This window comes from Pseudomonas sp. JR33AA (assembly GCF_021378985.1).
GTDB lineage: Bacteria > Pseudomonadota > Gammaproteobacteria > Pseudomonadales > Pseudomonadaceae > Aquipseudomonas > Aquipseudomonas alloputida.
In genome coordinates, this window is the sequence record NZ_JAJSAW010000001.1 from 304,188 (window position 1) to 321,810 (window position 17,623).

General features: G+C 62.8%; 16 protein-coding genes and 2 pseudogenes. 13 read left to right on the forward strand and 5 right to left on the reverse strand.

What is annotated here, in order from left to right; all coding sequences use genetic code 11:
- The first annotated feature begins 123 nt into the window (after nucleotides 1-123).
- The 13 genes and pseudogenes from ubiE to LVS58_RS25195 all read left to right on the forward strand — a co-directional run bounded on the left by ubiE (nucleotide 124) and on the right by LVS58_RS25195 (nucleotide 10,325).
- The gene (gene ubiE / locus LVS58_RS01360; protein WP_004576729.1) at nucleotides 124-894 is read left to right on the forward strand and encodes a bifunctional demethylmenaquinone methyltransferase/2-methoxy-6-polyprenyl-1,4-benzoquinol methylase UbiE; all 771 of its coding nucleotides are present in this window, start codon (nucleotides 124-126) and stop codon (nucleotides 892-894) included.
- The gene (locus LVS58_RS01365; RefSeq protein WP_233689586.1) at nucleotides 894-1,517 is read left to right on the forward strand and encodes a ubiquinone biosynthesis accessory factor UbiJ; all 624 of its coding nucleotides are present in this window, start codon (nucleotides 894-896) and stop codon (nucleotides 1,515-1,517) included. Before ubiE ends, LVS58_RS01365 begins: the two co-directional genes overlap by 1 nt.
- Nucleotides 1,514-3,136, forward strand: a complete 1,623-nt coding sequence (gene ubiB, locus LVS58_RS01370; protein WP_233689587.1) for a ubiquinone biosynthesis regulatory protein kinase UbiB — start codon at nucleotides 1,514-1,516, stop codon at nucleotides 3,134-3,136. The genes LVS58_RS01365 and ubiB overlap by 4 nt, the downstream gene beginning before the upstream one ends.
- A gap of 72 nt (nucleotides 3,137-3,208) precedes the next feature.
- Nucleotides 3,209-3,601 carry a phosphoribosyl-AMP cyclohydrolase gene (hisI, locus tag LVS58_RS01375; RefSeq protein WP_233689588.1) on the forward strand — a complete coding sequence of 131 codons (393 nt, stop codon included), beginning with the start codon at nucleotides 3,209-3,211 and terminating at the stop codon, nucleotides 3,599-3,601.
- 1 nt (nucleotide 3,602) lies between these two features.
- On the forward strand, nucleotides 3,603-3,938 hold the full coding sequence (locus LVS58_RS01380; RefSeq protein WP_233689589.1) for a phosphoribosyl-ATP diphosphatase: 336 nt from the start codon (nucleotides 3,603-3,605) through the stop codon (nucleotides 3,936-3,938).
- Nucleotides 3,939-3,963: 25 nt separating this feature from the next.
- Nucleotides 3,964-4,236: a twin-arginine translocase TatA/TatE family subunit gene (locus LVS58_RS01385; RefSeq protein WP_010955575.1), complete on the forward strand. Its 273-nt coding sequence runs from the start codon at nucleotides 3,964-3,966 to the stop codon at nucleotides 4,234-4,236.
- A gap of 3 nt (nucleotides 4,237-4,239) precedes the next feature.
- Nucleotides 4,240-4,626, forward strand: a complete 387-nt coding sequence (gene tatB / locus LVS58_RS01390; RefSeq protein ID WP_233689590.1) for a Sec-independent protein translocase protein TatB — start codon at nucleotides 4,240-4,242, stop codon at nucleotides 4,624-4,626.
- Nucleotides 4,623-5,411 carry a twin-arginine translocase subunit TatC gene (tatC, locus tag LVS58_RS01395; protein WP_233689591.1) on the forward strand — a complete coding sequence of 263 codons (789 nt, stop codon included), beginning with the start codon at nucleotides 4,623-4,625 and terminating at the stop codon, nucleotides 5,409-5,411. The genes tatB and tatC overlap by 4 nt, the downstream gene beginning before the upstream one ends.
- Complete coding sequence (locus tag LVS58_RS01400; RefSeq protein ID WP_233689592.1) at nucleotides 5,408-6,115, forward strand: 16S rRNA (uracil(1498)-N(3))-methyltransferase; 708 nt, start codon at nucleotides 5,408-5,410, stop codon at nucleotides 6,113-6,115. Before tatC ends, LVS58_RS01400 begins: the two co-directional genes overlap by 4 nt.
- Nucleotides 6,116-6,333: 218 nt before the next feature.
- Nucleotides 6,334-7,278: pseudogene (locus tag LVS58_RS25180) on the forward strand (methyl-accepting chemotaxis protein); the annotation flags it as partial.
- 141 nt (nucleotides 7,279-7,419) lie between these two features.
- Nucleotides 7,420-8,133, forward strand: a complete 714-nt coding sequence (locus tag LVS58_RS25185) for a methyl-accepting chemotaxis protein (protein ID WP_373604727.1) — start codon at nucleotides 7,420-7,422, stop codon at nucleotides 8,131-8,133.
- A 248-nt stretch (nucleotides 8,134-8,381) separates the two neighbouring features.
- Nucleotides 8,382-9,422: pseudogene (locus LVS58_RS25190) on the forward strand (methyl-accepting chemotaxis protein); the annotation flags it as partial.
- A 198-nt stretch (nucleotides 9,423-9,620) separates the two neighbouring features.
- On the forward strand, nucleotides 9,621-10,325 hold the full coding sequence (locus LVS58_RS25195; protein ID WP_442796427.1) for a methyl-accepting chemotaxis protein: 705 nt from the start codon (nucleotides 9,621-9,623) through the stop codon (nucleotides 10,323-10,325).
- Between the two features lie 108 nt (nucleotides 10,326-10,433).
- Here the strand turns inward: LVS58_RS25195 and LVS58_RS01415 are convergent, their stop codons facing one another.
- From LVS58_RS01415 to LVS58_RS01435, 5 genes are all read right to left on the reverse strand, one after another.
- The gene (locus tag LVS58_RS01415; RefSeq protein WP_003249271.1) at nucleotides 10,434-11,168 is read right to left on the reverse strand and encodes an amino acid ABC transporter ATP-binding protein; all 735 of its coding nucleotides are present in this window, start codon (nucleotides 11,166-11,168) and stop codon (nucleotides 10,434-10,436) included.
- A complete protein-coding gene (locus LVS58_RS01420) occupies nucleotides 11,161-12,123 on the reverse strand; it encodes an amino acid ABC transporter permease (protein WP_003249268.1) in 963 nt (320 codons plus the stop codon). Before LVS58_RS01420 ends, LVS58_RS01415 begins: the two co-directional genes overlap by 8 nt.
- A gap of 79 nt (nucleotides 12,124-12,202) precedes the next feature.
- Nucleotides 12,203-13,000 (reverse strand): transporter substrate-binding domain-containing protein, encoded by a 798-nt coding sequence (locus LVS58_RS01425; protein ID WP_233689858.1) that lies wholly within the window; start codon nucleotides 12,998-13,000, stop codon nucleotides 12,203-12,205.
- A gap of 253 nt (nucleotides 13,001-13,253) precedes the next feature.
- Complete coding sequence (gene mdoH, locus LVS58_RS01430; RefSeq protein WP_233689595.1) at nucleotides 13,254-15,827, reverse strand: glucans biosynthesis glucosyltransferase MdoH; 2,574 nt, start codon at nucleotides 15,825-15,827, stop codon at nucleotides 13,254-13,256.
- Entirely contained in the window at nucleotides 15,820-17,556 is a 1,737-nt protein-coding gene (locus tag LVS58_RS01435; protein WP_325175969.1) for a glucan biosynthesis protein G, read from the reverse strand. Before LVS58_RS01435 ends, mdoH begins: the two co-directional genes overlap by 8 nt.
- Nucleotides 17,557-17,623 lie beyond the last annotated feature (67 nt).

Sequence of the window (17,623 nt, forward strand, 5' to 3'; positions counted from 1 at the left end):
CGGGCGTTCCTGAGGATGTAGACATAATGAGCATTATGCCCGCCCCTGCCCACTGGCACACCCCGCCAAGACAAATCCGCCCGTTCGCCCTAGAATGGCGGTAATTTTTTCCGGTGAAGCGATATGAACGACCAGCGCAAAGGCGACCACGCCGAACCCACCACCCATTTCGGCTACCAGGACGTGCCTGAAAGCCAGAAGGCGAAGAAAGTCGCCGAAGTGTTCCACTCGGTGGCAGCCAAGTACGATCTGATGAACGACGTGCTTTCCGGCGGCATGCACCGCCTGTGGAAGCGCTTTACCATCGAGCTGTCGGGCGTGCGCAGCGGCAACCGCGTGCTGGACATCGCCGGCGGTACCGGTGATCTGGCGGCCAAGTTCTCGCGTCTTGTCGGGCCGACCGGGCAGGTGGTGCTGGCCGACATCAACGACTCGATGCTCAAGGTTGGCCGTGACCGCCTGCTTGACCGAGGCGTGGCCGGCAACATCGAGTTCGTCCAGGCCGACGCTGAAAAGCTGCCGTTCCCGGACAACCACTTCGACTGCGTGACCATCGCTTTCGGCCTGCGCAACGTCACCCACAAGGACGCCGCCATCCGTTCGATGCTGCGCGTGCTCAAGCCCGGTGGCCGCCTGTTGATCCTGGAGTTCTCCAAGCCGACCAACAAGCTGATGTCCAAGGCCTACGACGCCTACTCGTTCGCCTTCATGCCGCTGGCTGGCAAGCTGATCACCAATGACGCCGAGAGCTACCGTTACCTGGCCGAGTCGATCCGCATGCACCCTGACCAGGAAACCCTGAAGAGCATGATGGTCGAGGCCGGTTTCGACCGCGTCACCTACCACAACATGACCAGCGGCATCGTTGCCGTGCACCGGGGGATCAAGCCCTGATGTTGCTGGCCGGGCTGCTCGCCAGCGTCGAACATGGCCTGAACCGCGTCCTGCGCCTGGACAGCACGGCCCTGCCGCGGCTGGCCGCGCTGGAAGGCAAGGTCATCGAGATCGACTGCCGCCAACCGGCCCTGCAGCTGTTCATCCTGCCCGATGAAGAGGGCCTGATGCTCGCCGCCCACTGGCAGGGTGAGGTCGACTGCAGCCTGCGCGCCCCCGCCGGTAGCCTGGCGCAACTGGCCTTGGTCAAGGACAAGACGGCCGTGCTGCACAGCCCGCAGGTCGAGCTGCACGGCGACAGCGCGGTATTGCTCGACCTGTTCGGTGTGCTGCAGGACCTGGAACTGGACTGGGAGCACGAGCTGCAACGCTGGCTTGGCCCGGTCGCCACGGCAATGCTGGCTGGCCATATCCGCCTGCGCGCTCGCTGGACGCGCCAAGGCCTGGCACGCTTCACCCAGAACCTGTCCGAATACCTGGCCGAAGAATCCCGTACTCTGGTCGGCAAGCGCGAAGCCGAAGCCGCCTTCAGCGAACTCGATGCCTTGAAGCTTGATACAGAACGCCTTGAAGCGCGCCTCAAGCGCCTCTCCCGATCCCTTGATACCAGCGATAACGCATGAAGCTGCTCGCCGTCCGACGTCTTTTTCGCATCCAGCGTGTGGTGATCCGCTACCGCCTCGATGACCTGCTGTTCGACCAGCCCTTGCTGCCCTGGTGGCTGGCCAGCCTGCGCCTGTTGATGCCGTGGCGCTGGCTGCCCCGCAAGCCCACCGAACTCAACCGTGGCGCGCGCCTGCGCTTGGCACTGCAGGACCTGGGGCCGATCTTCATCAAGTTTGGCCAGCTGCTGTCCACCCGCCGCGACCTGCTGCCCCCCGACATCGCCGACGAGCTGATGCTGTTGCAGGACCGTGTGCCACCGTTCGACCCGAAAAAAGCCGTGGCCTTGATCGAGGAACAGCTCGGTGCGAAGGTCGGCGAGGTATTCAGCCGCTTCGACGTCGAGCCACTGGCCTCGGCTTCGGTGGCCCAGGTGCACGCCGCACGCCTGAAAACCGGCGAAGAGGTGGTGGTCAAGGTGGTGCGCCCGGGGCTGAAGCCGGTCATCGCCCAGGACCTGGCCTGGCTGTTCCTGATCGCCAAGGCCGCCGAACGCGCCTCGGCGGATGCCCGCCGCCTGCACCCGGTGGAAATCGTCGGGGACTACGAAAAAACCATCTACGACGAGCTCGACCTGCTGCGCGAGGCGGCCAACGCCAGCCAGCTGCGGCGCAACTTCGAAGACTCCGAGCTGATGTACGTGCCTCAGGTGTACTGGGACCTGTGCCGCCCCAAGGTGCTGGTGATGGAGCGCATCTACGGCGTACCGGTGACCGACATGGCCACCTTGGCCGACCAGCGCACCGACATGAAGCTGCTGGCCGAGCGCGGCGTGGAAGTGTTCTTCACCCAGGTGTTCCGCGACAGCTTCTTCCATGCCGACATGCACCCCGGCAACATTTTCGTCAGCACGGTCAAACCGTGGAGCCCGCAGTACATTGCCATTGACTGCGGCATTGTCGGCAGCCTCACCGCCGAGGACCAGGACTACCTGGCGCGCAACCTGTTTGCCTTCTTCAAGCGTGACTACCGGCGCGTGGCCCAGTTGCACATCGACTCGGGCTGGGTGCCGGCAAACACCAAGGTCAACGAGTTCGAAGCAGCGATTCGCACCGTGTGCGAGCCGATCTTCGAAAAACCGTTAAAAGATATTTCCTTCGGCCAGGTGCTGATGCGCCTGTTCCAGACCGCACGGCGCTTCAACATGGAAGTGCAGCCACAGCTGGTGTTGCTGCAGAAAACCCTGCTCAACATCGAAGGCCTGGGCCGTCAGCTGTACCCCGACCTGGACCTGTGGAGCACTGCCAAGCCGTACCTCGAACGCTGGATGCGTGACCGCTATAGCCCCAAGGCCGTGTTGGGCAACCTGCACAGCCAGGTAGAGCAACTGCCGCACCTGGCCGGCATGACCCGCGACCTGCTCGAACGCCTGTCGCAGCCTCACCTGCACGATCCGCAACTACCGGAACGCCGCCGTCAGGGCGACCGCTGGGCGCTGCGCCTGCTGGGCGCCGGCCTGCTCGGCGGTGGTGCAGTTTTGGCCGCAGGTGCTGCCGAAACCGCAAGCCTGGCCGCCCCGGCCGCCTGGCCAGCCTGGCTGATGCTGGCTGCGGGCCTTTACCTGATCGTGCGCCAATAGCCAGCCGCGCCTGTGGCTGGCACACTAGCGCAAAGGGCCCGGCACAGGAGCGGGCCCGCTTTGGAGTCGACGATGAAAGACTGGCTGGACGAGATCAAGTGGAACAGCGATGGCCTGGTACCGGCGATCGCCCAGGACCACAAGACCGGACGCGTGCTGATGATGGCCTGGATGAACCGTGAATCGCTGGCCCTGACCGCCGCCGAGCAGCGTGCCATCTACTGGTCGCGTTCGCGTGGCAAGCTGTGGCGTAAAGGCGAGGAGTCCGGGCATGTGCAAAAACTGCATGAGATGCGCCTGGACTGTGACGCCGACGTGATCATCCTGATGGTCGAGCAACTGGGCCATATCGCCTGCCATACCGGCCGTCAAAGCTGCTTCTACCGCGTCTATGAAGACGGCCAGTGGAAAATCGTCGACCCGGTCCTGAAGGACCCGGATGCCATCTACAGCGCAGGACATTGACATGAGCGACACCCTCAACCGCCTGGCCGAAGTGCTTGAAGAACGCAAGCAAGCGGCGCCTGACAGCTCCTACGTGGCCAGCCTGTACCACAAGGGCCTGAACAAGATCCTTGAAAAGCTCGGCGAAGAGTCGGTCGAAACGATCATTGCTGCCAAGGATGCCCAACTCAGCAAGGATTACAGCGATGTCATCTACGAAACCGCCGACCTGTGGTTTCATAGCCTGGTGATGCTCAGTGCGCTGGGCCAGCATCCGCAAGCCGTGCTGGATGAACTGGAACGCCGCTTCGGGCTTTCCGGGCATGATGAAAAGGCCGCACGCCAGCCTTCGGCTTGAGCACAACAGATTCTAGGAGAGCACCATGGGTATTTTTGACTGGAAACACTGGATCGTCCTGCTGGTCGTCGTGGTCCTGGTGTTCGGCACCAAGAAGCTGAAGAACTTCGGCAGCGACCTGGGCGAGTCGATCAAGGGCTTCCGCAAGGCCATGAACGAGGAAGAGACCAAGCCGGCCGAGCAGACTCCGCCGCCTGCGCAACCTGTGCCACCGGTGCAAAACACCGCACAGCCGCAGCAAGGCCACACCATCGAAGGCCAGGCCCACCCGGTCCAAGAGCCGCAGCGGAAAGACTGACCCATGTTCGGCATCAGTTTCAGTGAGCTGCTGCTCGTCGGCCTGGTCGCCCTGCTGGTGCTCGGCCCCGAGCGCCTGCCTGGTGCCGCGCGCACGGCAGGCCTGTGGATCGGCCGGCTCAAGCGCAGCTTCAACAGCATCAAGATGGAAGTGGAGCGCGAAATTGGCGCCGACGACATCCGCCGCCAGCTGCATAACGAGCACATCCTGCAGATGGAAGAGGAAGCCAAGCGCATCCTCAACCCAATGACGCCACCCGCAAAGCCGCCGGTCACCACGGCCAGCGTGCAGCCACCTGCCGGGCTCGAAGCCAGGCCGGTCGAAGCAGCTGCTGCACCGGCCGCACCGTCTGAACCGCCTCAACCGCCTCAACCGCCGCGAGCCCCATGAGCGAGAATCCGGAACACGACCAGCCGATGCCGCTGGTTTCACACCTGACCGAACTGCGCACCCGCCTGCTGCGCTGCGTTGCCGTCATTTTCCTGATCTTTGCCGGGCTGTTCTCCTTCGCCCAGCAGATCTACACACTGGTTTCCGCGCCACTGCGCGAGCACTTGCCGGCCAATGCAACGATGATCGCCACCGATGTGGCCTCGCCGTTCCTCACGCCGTTCAAGCTGACCATGATCGTCTCGCTGTTCCTGGCGATCCCGTTCATCCTTCAGCAGATCTGGGGCTTTATCGCGCCAGGGTTGTACCGCCATGAAAAGCGCATCGCCATTCCACTGTTGGTGTCGAGCATCTTCCTGTTCTACGCCGGCATGGCCTTCGCCTACTTCCTGGTATTCCCGCTGATCTTCGGTTTCTTCGCCAGCGCCACGCCAGAAGGCGTTTCGATGATGACCGACATCGCAAGCTATCTCGACTTCGTGATGACGCTATTCTTCGCCTTTGGCGTGGCCTTCGAAATCCCGGTGGCGGTGGTGCTGCTGGTGTGGATCGGCGTTGTCGACGTGAAGTACCTGAAGAAAGTCCGCCCGTATGTGATCATCGGCTGCTTCGTGGTCGGAATGGTCCTCACCCCACCGGACATCTTCTCCCAGACCCTGCTGGCCGTGCCCATGTGGTTGCTGTTCGAGATCGGCGTGCTGTGCGGCAGCCTGATCCGCAAGCGCAGCGCCCACGACGAAACCGCCGACGACCCTAACGACCAGCCACCAGCGACCCAACCGTGAACCTGTTGCTTCTTGAAGAGGCCGACTTCGTCTCGGCCGACCGTGTCGTTCTTGCTGATCGGCGCTTCACCCATATGCAGGAAATTCACCGCGTGGCCGTGGGCGACAACCTGCGCGTGGGCCGTATCAATGGCCTGATGGGCAAGGCCACGGTGCTGCGCCTGGAAAAACACGAAGCCGAGTTGGCCGTGGCCTTCGACCAGCAGCCACCGGCCAAGCTGCCGCTGACCCTGGTGCTGGCGGTGCCTCGACCCAAAATGCTGCGACGGCTGTTCCAGACCGTGGCCACACTGGGCGTGCCGCGGCTGATCCTGCTGAACAGCTACAAGGTCGAGAAGAGCTTCTGGCAAACGCCCTTCCTGCAGCCCGACACCATTCGCGAGAACCTGATCCTGGGCCTGGAACAGGCGCGCGACACCGTGCTGCCCGAGGTCATCATCGAAAAGCGCTTCAAGCCTTTTGTCGAAGACCGCCTACCCAGCATCGCGGCCGGCACCCTGGGCCTGGTCGGCCATCCCGGCCCCTACCCCGCCTGTCCGCGCGCCGTAGATCAAGCCGTTACCCTGGCCATTGGCCCCGAGGGTGGCTGGATCCCCTACGAGATCGACCTGCTGGGTAAGGCAGGCCTGGCGCCGGTACAGCTGGGTGATCGCATCTTGCGGGTGGAGACCGCTGTCACCGCGCTGCTTTCGCGTATTTTCTGACACAATCAGCACTTTTTCGCCCATCAAGTTTCCCTCTCCCGGGCCGATGGCCTTGGCAACAATACAATTATTTGTGCTGCCAAGCCGCCGGGGAGTCGAACATGTATCAATGGTTAGCCCAATCGTTGGGCAATGTAAGCGTCAATCGCAAACTGGGGCTGGGTTTCGGCCTGGTGTTGCTGTTGACCGTGGCGATTACCCTGACCGGCTGGCACGGCATGGACAGCATCATCGACCGTGGCGACAAACTGGGAAACATCTCCGTCATCCAGCAATACACCCAGGAATTGCGCATCGCCCGCCAGCACTATGATCGTCGCCGCGACGACGCTTCGCGGGCAGAACTTGAAAAAGCCCTGGGCAACCTCGACCGCCAGGTGCAACTGATGCTTGGCCAGATCGAACAACCCGCCGACCATCAGCGCCTCGAACAGCAGCGCGAGGCAGTGCGCACCTACCAGCAGGCGTTCAATGAGCTCAAGCAAGCCGACCAACGCCGCGAAGCCAGCCGTGATGTACTGGGTGGCAGTGCCGATAAAGCCGTGGAGTTGATAGGCCGCGTACAGCGTAGCCTGCTGCAAGGCGCAGACATCAACCAGTACCAGCACGCAGTGAACGTCAGCGCCCTGCTGCAACAAGCGCGCTTCCAGGTGCGGGGCTACACCTACAGCGGCAATGCCGATTACCAGCAAACGGCACTGAAAGCCATTGACCAGGCTTTGGCCGAGCTGCGTGCACTGCCGGCCAAAGTGCCAGCCGAACACGCTGCCAGCCTGGATGATGCCGCCACAGCCATGGCCGGCTACCGCGATGCAGTGACCCAGTTCGGCGATGCCCAGCTCGCCAGCGAGCAAGCGTTGCAACGCATGGCTGAACAAGGCACGGTACTGCTGCAGGCCAGCCAGATGATGACCGCCTCGCAAACCGAGGTGCGCGATGCCGCTGCTGCGCAGGCCAAAACACTGCTCGCAGTTGCCACCGCGCTGGCACTGGTCCTTGGCCTGCTGGCCGCCTGGGCCATTACCCGGCAGATCATCGTCCCTCTGCGCCAAACCCTGCGCGCCGCAGAGCGTGTGGCCAGCGGAGACCTGACCCAGAGCCTGCAGGTGCAGCGCCGCGACGAACTGGGCCAACTGCAGGCCAGCATGCACCGTATGACCCAAGGTTTGCGTGAACTGATCGGCGGCATTGGCGACGGCGTCACGCAGATCGCCAGCGCTGCCGAGCAGCTGTCGGCTGTAACTGAACAGACCAGCGCCGGGGTCAACAACCAGAAAGTCGAAACCGACCAGGTGGCGACTGCGATGAACCAGATGACTGCCACCGTGCACGACGTGGCACGGAATGCCGAACAGGCTTCGGAGGCCGCCTTGATGGCCGACCAGCAGGCCCGCGAGGGCGATCGCGTGGTGGGTGAGGCGGTGGCACAGATCGAGCGCCTGGCAAGCGAAGTGGTCAACTCCAGCGAAGCGATGAACCTGCTCAAGACCGAAAGCGACAAGATCGGCAGCGTACTCGACGTAATCAAATCGGTGGCCCAGCAAACCAACCTGTTGGCCCTCAACGCGGCAATCGAAGCCGCCCGCGCCGGTGAGGCCGGGCGTGGCTTTGCCGTGGTGGCCGACGAAGTACGTAGCTTGGCCCAACGCACACAGCAGTCGACCGAAGAGATCGAAGAGTTGATAGCCGGCCTGCAAAGCGGCACCCAACGTGTGGCCAGCGTGATGGACAACAGCCGCCAACTGACCGACAGCAGCGTCGAGCTGACCCGCCGCGCCGGCAGCTCGCTGGAAACCATCACCCGCACGGTGTCGTCGATCCAGGCAATGAACCAGCAGATTGCCACGGCGGCCGAGGAACAGACGGCGGTGGCCGAAGAGATCAACCGCAGCGTGATGAATGTGCGTGATATTTCCGACCAGACCTCGGCGGCGAGTGAGGAGACGGCCAGCTCCAGCGTGGAACTGGCGCGGTTGGGTACCCATTTGCAAGGGTTGGTTGGGCGATTCAGGCTCTGACCCTAGCCAACCGTCGCCCGGCCGGGCCTCTTCGCGGGTAAACCTGCGCCTACCACACAGACACAGGCCGTCGTAGGAGCGGGTTTACCCGCGAAGAGGCCGGCACAGGAAGAAATATTTCCTACTCTTCGCGGCGAAATTTCCTACCTGATTATCAGGTCAAGTCCTACAGCTCCGCTGCCGATGGGCAGAGATGTGATGCCAGCCATGCGCCTGCATCCTTTCTCTCACTCGCTCGGAGATTCCCCATGCTTGGCTCCCTCAACCGCAAGCTCGGCAACATCAGTGTCGCCGCCAAGCTGGCCCTCGGCTTCGCCGTGGTCCTGCTGCTCACCCTGGCCACCACCATCAGCGGCTGGCGGGCCCTGGATGGTGCCATCGTGCGCTCACAGCAACTCAGCGAAATAGGCCTGATCAACGACCTGACAAAAGACCTGCGCGCGGAACGCATCACCTACCGCGTGCTAAACGACGATGCCAGCAAAGCGCGCATCAGCAACATCCTCGACCAGCTCAACAGCATGCTGACCACCCTGCAGCAACGCAGCAACGTCGATGAGTCCCGGCAGTTGCTGACAGAAAAAATGGCAGTGTTGCAGAGCCTGCGCGACACCTTCAGCGAACTGCAGCGCAGCGTCGCCAGCCGTGTAGCCCTGCGCGAAGCCCTGCAGTCGCAGGAGCATGAACTCAGCGAGGCGATTGACGAGCTGCAGACCCAGGCCTTGCTGAAAATGCCTGACGACAGCCAGCAAAGTGGTGTGCTGGGCCTAATGGACACCCTCAGCCGGCATGTAGAAGGTGCGAACCAGCAAAGCCTGGTTCCAGCCTACACCTTCGTCCCGGTCGAGGATTTTGCCAAAGTCGGTGACAACGCCCTGGACGCCGCCGACAGTAGCCTTGCGCAACTGCTTGAAGGCCTTGCGCCGCTGGGCTTGCCACGCGCCATCAGCGAGCAACCCGGTATCGAGCTGAGCAAGTACCGCACCAGCCTGGATCAGTACCGCCGCGCCGCCGTACGTGTCGAGCAGTTGCAGAACAACATGGAAAACATGGGCAACGAGCTGCGAACGGTGAGCCTCGAACTGGGCAAACGCAAGGTCGAACAACGCGACAGAGAGGCCCTGGCCGCCCGCTCGCTGCTGACCAGTGTGGCACTGCTGGCAATGGTGGTAGGGGCGCTGGCCGCCTGGCTGATTACCTTGCAGATCACCCAGCCGTTGCGCCAGACGCTGGCCGTGGCCACCCGCATCGCGAAGGGTGACCTGAGCCAGGTCGAAACCGTGCAACGTCGCGACGAAATGGGCCAGCTGCAAACCAGCATGCGCGAGATGACCTTGAGCCTGCGCGAGCTGATCGGTGGCATCGATCAGGGCGTCGGCCAGCTGTCACAGGCCGCCACGCAGTTGGCGGCCAGTAGCGAAGACACCAAGCTGCGCATCAATCAGCAGCGCGAGGAAACCGACCAGGTGGCCACTGCCATGAACCAGATGAGCGCCACCGTTCAGGAAGTGGCACAGAACGCCGAGCAAGCCTCGCTGGCCGCGACCAACGCGGACCAGCAGGCACAGGTGGGTGACCAGGTAGTGGCCGAAGCCATCGGCCGTATCGAACAACTGGCCGGGCAGATGGATCATTGCCTGGCGGCCATGCAGCACCTGGCAGGCGAGAGCCAGCGGATTGGCAGCATCCTCGATGTGATCAAGTCGGTGTCCGAACAGACCAACCTGCTGGCGCTGAACGCAGCGATCGAAGCGGCACGCGCCGGTGAAGCCGGGCGCGGCTTTGCCGTGGTGGCCGATGAGGTGCGTGGCCTGGCCCAGCGCACTTCGACAGCGACCGAAGAGATCGGCCAACTGATAGACAGCCTGCACAACGGTACCGACGAAGTGACCCGCTTACTGGACAGCAGCAAGAACCTGACCGAACAGAGTGTGGAGCTGAGCCGCAGGGCTGGGCACGCACTGAGCCAGATCACCGACACGGTGTCGAGCATTCAGGGCATGAACCAGCAGATCGCCACCGCCAGTGAGGAGCAGAGCGTGGTAGCCGAGCAGATCAACCGAAGTGTGATCAATGTGCGGGATGTTTCGGATCAGACCAGTGCGGCCAGTGAGCAGACGGCAGCCTCAAGTGGAGAGCTGGAGCATCTGGGGCAGCAATTGCGGGGGATGGTGGGGCGGTTCAGCATCTGACTTCGCCCCGGCCTCTTCGTGGGCAAGCCCGCTCACACAGGTACATCACCCCCTTCAAGGCAGTGGTGGACATGCAGGAGCGGGCTGCCCGTGAAGAAGCCAGCGCGGTTACAGCACCTGGCGCAGGAATGCCTGTGCACGCGGGTCTTTCGGCGCAGCGAAGAACGCGGCCGGGGCCGAATCTTCCAGCAGTTTGCCGTGGTCGAAGAACAGCACGCGGTCCGCCACTTCGCGGGCAAAGCCCATTTCGTGGGTGACGCAAACCATGGTCATGCCTTCCTGGGCCAGCGTCTTCATCACGTCCAGCACCTCACCGACCATTTCCGGGTCGAGCGCCGAGGTCGGCTCGTCGAACAGCATCACTTTCGGGTCCATTGCCAGGGCCCGGGCAATCGCTACCCGTTGCTGCTGGCCGCCAGAAAGCCGGGACGGGAATTCGTTGGCCTTCTGCGCGATACCAACCTTTTCCAGCAGCGCCCGGGCCTTGGCCTCGCGGTCAGCCTTGTTGCGCTTGCGCACCACCTTCTGCGCCAGGCACAGGTTTTCCAGCACAGTCATATGCGGGAACAGGTTGAAGTGCTGGAACACCATGCCGACTTCGCGGCGGTAGGCATTGATGTCGGTCTTGGGGTCGGCCAGTTGCAGGCCATCGATGGCCACATGGCCTTGGTCGAAATGCTCCAGGCCGTTAAGGCAGCGCAGGAATGTCGACTTGCCCGATCCCGACGGGCCGAGCACCACCACCACTTCGCCCTTGGCGACCTGCGTGGTGACGTTATCCACAGCCCTTACCACCTGGCCACGGGTGTCGAAGACTTTTAGCAAATCACGGACTTCAATCACTTTGCGCAAGCCTCCGCTCGAGCCGGCTGGCAATGTGCGACAGCGGCAGGTTGATCAGCAGGTACAAGCCTGCCACGCAGAACCAGATCTCGAAGGTAGAGAACGAGGTGGTGATGGCCTCACGGCCACTCTTGGTCAACTCGGTGATGGCGATCACCGATACCAGCGAGGTGTCCTTGACCAGGCTGATGAACTGGCCGGCCAGGGGCGGAAGCACGCGCTTGAAGGCCTGCGGCAAGATCACATGGCGCATCGACTGGCCAGCGTTAAGGCCCAGCGACCGCGCAGCCTCGTTCTGGCCCTTGGCAATCGACTGCACGCCAGCCCGAACGATTTCGGCCACGTAGGCGCCGGTGAACAGCGCCAGCGCCGCCACCCCGGCAAACTCGCGGGACAGGTTGAGCACGGTGCCGATGAAGAAGTAGAAGATGAAGATCTGCACCAGCAGCGGCGTGCCGCGCACCAGTTCGACATAGACGGTCGACAGGTCGCGCAGGGTCGGGTTGTTCGACAACCGGCACAATCCGGCGAACAGGCCGATCACCAGGCCCAGCGCCCCAGACACCACCGAGATCCACAAGGTGGTCCACAGGCCCCATGCCAGCGGGCCAGCGGCCCAATGGCGGGTTACCCCAATCTGGTCGCCTTCGGCAACATCGTCGCCGCGGCTCAGTTGCAGGCTGTCCTTGGCCACATCGAGCACTTGCTCGGCACCACTTTCGTCCTTCAGCGTGACGCGGGCGTTGTCACCGGAGATGACGATTTCCTGCACAGTGCCGTAACCGGCAGCGCGTTGCGTTTCCTCGGCCTTGTAGGCGAAGTACTGCGGTACGCGGTTCCAGCGCCACTCGTAGGAAATCATCGAGGTGGCCATGTACAGGCTGAGCGCCAGGCCTACCAGGACCAGGGCGGTCAACCCATGCCAAGGCCACTGGGCTTTCTTGTGTTTGATCACGTGAGGTACTTCCGTAAATGCGAACGCGCAGGGTTTGCCTGCGCGTCGGGATCATAAAGCTGGGCTTGTGGCCTGAGCCTTATTCCATTTCCTTCAGCCAGTCCTTGTTCTTGAACCACTTGTCGTGAATACGATCGTAGGTCCCGTCATGCTTGATCTGGTGCAGGAAGTTGTTGATGAAGTTGATGCTGTCGTAGTCGCCTTTCTTCAGGCCGAAGGCCAGCGGCTCGTAGGTGAAGGGTTCTTCGAGGAACAGCAGCTTGCCGGCACCGGCTTTATCTACCGCCACCACGTTGTACGGCGCGTCATAGACAAAGGCGTCGGCCTTGCCATTGACCACGTCCATTACTGCTTCCTGCTCGTTGTCGTAACCGTGGTACTTGGCTTTGCTGATCAGCTTCTTGGAGACCATTTCGCCGGTGGTGCCCAGCTTGGAGGTCAAGCGGTATTTCTCGTTGTTCAGGTCTTTGTACGACTTGATCTCACCAGCCAGTTCCTTGCGGATCAGCAGGGTCTGGCCCACCACGATGAAGGGTTCGCTGAAGTTCAGGCGCAGATTGCGCTCCTGGGTCAGGGTCATGCCGCTGCCGATCATGTCGAACTTGTCGGTCAGCAGGGCCGGGATGATGCCGTCATAGGCGGTGGACACTGCCTCGAACTTGACGCCCATGGACTTGGCCATGGCTTTGAGGATATCGACTTCGAAGCCGATGATCTCGCCACGTTTGTTGGTCATCTGGAAGGGCATGTAGGTGGGGTCCATGCCCACCCGCAGGGTGCCGCGCTTGACCGCGTCATCGATGGCGCCCGCCTGGGCCGCGGTCACGGCGACCAGGGCGGTCACGCCGACCAGCAGTCGCGAAAGGTATTTCTTGATCATCACCAAGTCCCCTAGCAAGAAAAGTAGCGAATCTTATTGTGTTGGCACGGCCGTACTGGCCGAAGCGTCGTATCGGAGAGGGATGCTAACGCATGGCGGCCCGTGGACCTAGAGCCGCGGGGGGACTTTGTTGGCCAAAATGGGGGGCTAGGCCAAAAAGCTTCGCGGGTGAACCCGCTCCTACAAGGGAATGTGTATCCCTGGTAGGAGCGGGTTCATCGGGGCGCCGAACCGCCGCGAACAGGCCCGATCAGGCGCCGACGAGGCTCGGTTGGCCTGCGTTTTCCGGGTGCAACGGCAACAGCGGCGAATGCGGGTCATTGTTGATCGACGCACGCCACACATCGATCCATGCCGCATTGTGCTCGGCCCACACCTGCTCGTGCAGACGGCTCAGTGCCACCGGGTCGCTGAGCAGGGCCAGGCGAGTATTGAGGTCAAGGCCTTTTGGCCCGACTTCAATCGCCTTGGCAACGCGCTCGGCACGCAACGCTTCGATCGGTGCCGCCTGGCCATGACGGGCAGTGGCCATGGCGCAGGCCAGGGCGTTCTGCCGCGGGTCGACCACGGCCCGCACGAAACCATCATGCAAGGCATGCCAGCGGTTTTCGTGGGTGTATTGGTCGGTAGCCAACAGCTCTTGTGGCGTGGCGTATTCCTCGGGGATGAGGAACAGCTTCTCGTCCTTGGCCGCCAGGCCCAGGCGGGTGCGGCTGGAAATCACCGATACCGGGATCGACAGCACCAGCGAACCGACGATAGGCGCCAGCCACCACAGGAAGCTTGGGTTCAACCACGCCACCAGCGCGGCCCAGGCAACACCCAGCAGCGTTTGCGGGCCATGCCGGCGCACGGCTTCGCCCCACGGCGTGGAGTCGTCGTCACGCTGCGGCGAGTTCCAAGTCGCAGCCCAGCCGAGGAAAGCGGCCAGCACGAAGCGGGTGTGGAAGATCATGCGTACCGGTGCCAGCAACATGGAGAACAGCATCTCCATCAGCATCGACAAGGTGACCTTGACGCGTCCACCGTACTCGACCGCGCCCTTGGCCCAGATCAGGATGACGCTAAGCAGCTTGGGCAGGAACAGCAGCACAATGGTGGTGGAGAACAGCGCCACGGCCTTCTCCGGGTGCCACTGCGGCCACAGCGGGTAAAGCTGGTACGGCTCGATGAAATACTGCGGCTCCATCAGCGTGTTGGTCGCCAGCAGCGCGGTCGACAGCACCAGGAACAGGAACCACAGCGGCGCCGACAGGTAAGACATCACGCCGGTGAGGAACACCGCACGGTGAACCGGGTGCATGCCCTTGACCAGGAACAGGCGGAAGTTCATCAGGTTGCCGTGGCACCAGCGGCGGTCGCGCTTGAGCTCGTCGAGCAGGTTTGGCGGCAGTTCTTCGTAGCTGCCCGGCAAGTCGTAGGCAATCCACACACCCCAGCCGGCACGGCGCATCAGCGCGGCTTCGACGAAGTCGTGGGAAAGGATCGCACCGGCGAACGCGCCCTTGCCCGGCAACGGCGCCAAGGCACAGTGCTCGATGAACGGCTTCATGCGAATGATCGCGTTGTGGCCCCAGTAGTGCGACTCACCCAACTGCCAGAAGTGCAGACCGGCCGTGAACAGTGGGCCGTACACGCGGGTAGCGAACTGCTGCATGCGTGCATACAGGGTGTCCATGCCCGAGGCTTTCGGCCCGGTCTGGATGATACCGGCGTCCGGGTTGGCCTCCATCAGGCGCACCAGGCTGCTCAGGCACTCGCCACTCATGACGCTGTCGGCGTCGAGCACAACCATGTATTTGTACTCGCCACCCCAGCGACGGCAGAAGTCGTCGAGGTTGCCGCTCTTGCGCTTCACACGGCGCCGACGGCGGCGGTAGAAGATGCGGCCAAAGCCTTTGGTTTCGCGGCACACATCCAGCCAGGCCTGTTGCTCGGCCACCGCAATGTCGGTGTCGTTGGTGTCGCTGAGCACAAAGAAATCAAACCGGTCGAGGTTGCCGCTGGCGGCCACCGACTCGAAGGTTGCGCGCAGGCCGGCGAACACCCGCGGCACGTCTTCGTTGCAGATCGGCATCACCAGCGCGGTACGCGCCTCGGGCGCGATCGGCTCGTTGCCCGCGCTGCTACCGGAAATCTTATATTTGTCGCGCCCGGTGAGCAGCTCGAGGAAGCCCATCAGCGCCGTCCAGAAGCCCGCCGACACCCAGCAGAACAGGATGCCGAAGAGGATCAGGATGGAAGTTTGCAGGGCATACGGCCACACCTGCACCACCGTGTCCCACAGCGGCTGGTTGACGATTTCGTCGAAGTCCACGAACGACCAGCCCTGGTACGGCAGGATGCCTTTCATGTACCAGCCAGCGACGATGGTCTGGCCGATCATCAGCGCCAGCAGGATGTAACGGCGGATCGAGCCAACCGTGCGCCAGCGGGCCGGCGGCAGCTCGCGCTGGGGCGGCTGTGGGGCGTTCGGGCGGCCGGTCATGCGTCGCCACATGCGGATCAGCACATTGGTGCGCCATGGCTCGGGCACGACCTTGGTGCGCTTGATCGGCGGGGCGATCTTCAGGCACAGGCGACCGCTGCCGTCGACGCCGAGCATTTCGGCATCTTCCAGCTCGGCGGCGCTGCCCACGGTCAGGCGCGGGCCCACCGAGGCCTGCACGGCCTCGGCGGAGCTGGCGGCCGGGTTGGCCGCCAAGCGTTGGTGTAGCTCACTGAACGAAGTGCAGCTGGCAAGTTCAGCCCGCTGCTCGTCGCTCAGGGGGAGGTGGGCCAGGTACTCGCCAAGCGATTCCGGCCTTGCGCTTGAGTTACTCATCGGCAGGCAACTGATAGCTCCAGGTCTCGGTCAGCACCTTTTCGGTGGTGGCCGGGGCCCCGTTGGTGGGCGCCGCGTCGGCGGCAGGTTGTTCGGTCTTGGATTGCTCAGCCTTGACGGCTTTCTCGGCCTTGGCATGCTTGGCTGCGGCCTTGTCCTGCTTGGCGTCCTGTGCAGGCTTGGCGGGCTCGACCGGTACATCACGCACCAGTGCGGCACGCATTTCGGTCGATTTGTTGGCTTCCTTGACCTTCAGGCGCAGGGTCAGGCGCCAGCCCTTGGTCTCAGGGTTATAGCGCAGATTGTTCTCGACCACCTCGGCGTTGTCGCCGACGCTGATCTGACTGCGCACGGCGGCGTCTTCCGGCAGGGCGGCAAGCGCCGGGCCGGCGAAGTCGACCAGGAATGCCACGCTGCCATCTGGCTGGCGGATCAGGTTGGACTGCTTCACGTCGCCAGTGGAACGCAGGGTCTGCTTGACCCAGCCCAGATCAGGGGCCTGGAACTTCGGCTCGTCGATGGTCCAGTGCAGGCGGTAGGCGTACTCGAACGGTTTACCTGGCTCCGGCAGTTTCTCCGGGCTCCAGAAGGCCACGATATTGTCGTTGGTCTCGTCGGCGGTCGGGATTTCGACCAGGTCGACGCTACCCTTGCCCCAGTCACCCTTCGGCTCGATCCAGGCGCTTGGGCGCTTCTGGTAGTTGTCGTCGAGGTCTTCGTAGTCGCTGAAGGCGCGCTGACGCTGCATCAGGCCGAAACCACGCGGGTTCTCGACGCTGAAGTTGCTCACAGCCAGGTGCTTGGGGTTGTTCAGCGGGCGCCACAGCCACTCGCCATTGCCGGCGTGAATCGACAGGCCTTCGGAGTCATGCAGTGCCGGGCGGTAGTTGAGCACCTTGGACGGCTGGTTGGGGCCGAACAGGTACATGCTGGTCAGCGGCGCAACGCCCAAGCGGCTGACATGGTCACGCAGGAACACGCGGGACTGCACGTCGACCACGGTGTCGTTGCCTGGACGCAGGGTCAGCTTGTAGGCACCGGTAGAGCGCGGCGAATCCAGTAGCGCGTAAATCACCAGGTGCTTGTCGGCTGGCTTGGGTTTTTCAATCCAGAACTCGGTGAAGCGCGGGAACTCTTCGCCCGACGGCAGGGCGGTGTCGATGGCCAGGCCACGGGCAGACAGGCCGTACACATGGCCCTTGCCGACTACGCGGAAATAGCTGGCGCCAAGCAGGGTCATGATCTCGTCCTGCTTGTCGGCCTTGTTGATCGGGTACAGCACGCGGAAACCGGCATAACCGAGGTTTTTGGTGGTTTCCGGGTCGTGCGGCACGTCACCGAACTCGAAGCGGTCCGGGTCGTACTTGATTTCCTCGACCTTGGTGGCAGTGACCTCGTTGATTTTCACCGGGGTGTCGAAGTGCATGCCCTGATGATAGAAGGACAGTTTGAACGGGGTCTTGTCCTTGGCCCACTCGGCCTTTTCCTGCAGGAAACGGATTTTCTGGTAGTCCGCGAACTTCATGTCGCGGAACACGGCCGGCAGGTTGCTTTTTGGCGCGTCGTACTTCTGGCCGGCCAGATCCTTTGCCTTGGCTGCAACATCGTCAAGATTGAATGCCCACAGCTGGCCCGCGCTCATCAGGCCGACCAGAGCCACACTGGCCATCAGCGCCTTGCGTAGCCGGACGCCGGGGATTCTTGATGCTTTTTGGGGACTAACAATCACGAGCAACCCTCGCCGAAAACAGATCATGAAACCAACGGCCAGCGACAAATGCCGGGTTGGCGAGCAC

Coding starts and splice junctions, on each gene's coding strand:
- ubiB (WP_233689587.1), top strand. CDS start 1,514: ATGAAGCTGCTCGCCGTCCGACGTCTTTTTCGCATCCAGCGTGTGGTG.
- LVS58_RS01385 (WP_010955575.1), top strand. CDS start 3,964: ATGGGTATTTTTGACTGGAAACACTGGATCGTCCTGCTGGTCGTCGTG.
- hisI (WP_233689588.1), top strand. CDS start 3,209: ATGAAAGACTGGCTGGACGAGATCAAGTGGAACAGCGATGGCCTGGTA.
- LVS58_RS25195 (WP_442796427.1), top strand. CDS start 9,621: ATGAGCGCCACCGTTCAGGAAGTGGCACAGAACGCCGAGCAAGCCTCG.
- tatC (WP_233689591.1), top strand. CDS start 4,623: ATGAGCGAGAATCCGGAACACGACCAGCCGATGCCGCTGGTTTCACAC.
- ubiE (WP_004576729.1), top strand. CDS start 124: ATGAACGACCAGCGCAAAGGCGACCACGCCGAACCCACCACCCATTTC.
- LVS58_RS25185 (WP_373604727.1), top strand. CDS start 7,420: ATGAACCAGATGACTGCCACCGTGCACGACGTGGCACGGAATGCCGAA.
- LVS58_RS01365 (WP_233689586.1), top strand. CDS start 894: ATGTTGCTGGCCGGGCTGCTCGCCAGCGTCGAACATGGCCTGAACCGC.
- mdoH (WP_233689595.1), bottom strand. CDS start 15,827: ATGAGTAACTCAAGCGCAAGGCCGGAATCGCTTGGCGAGTACCTGGCC.
- LVS58_RS01380 (WP_233689589.1), top strand. CDS start 3,603: ATGAGCGACACCCTCAACCGCCTGGCCGAAGTGCTTGAAGAACGCAAG.
- tatB (WP_233689590.1), top strand. CDS start 4,240: ATGTTCGGCATCAGTTTCAGTGAGCTGCTGCTCGTCGGCCTGGTCGCC.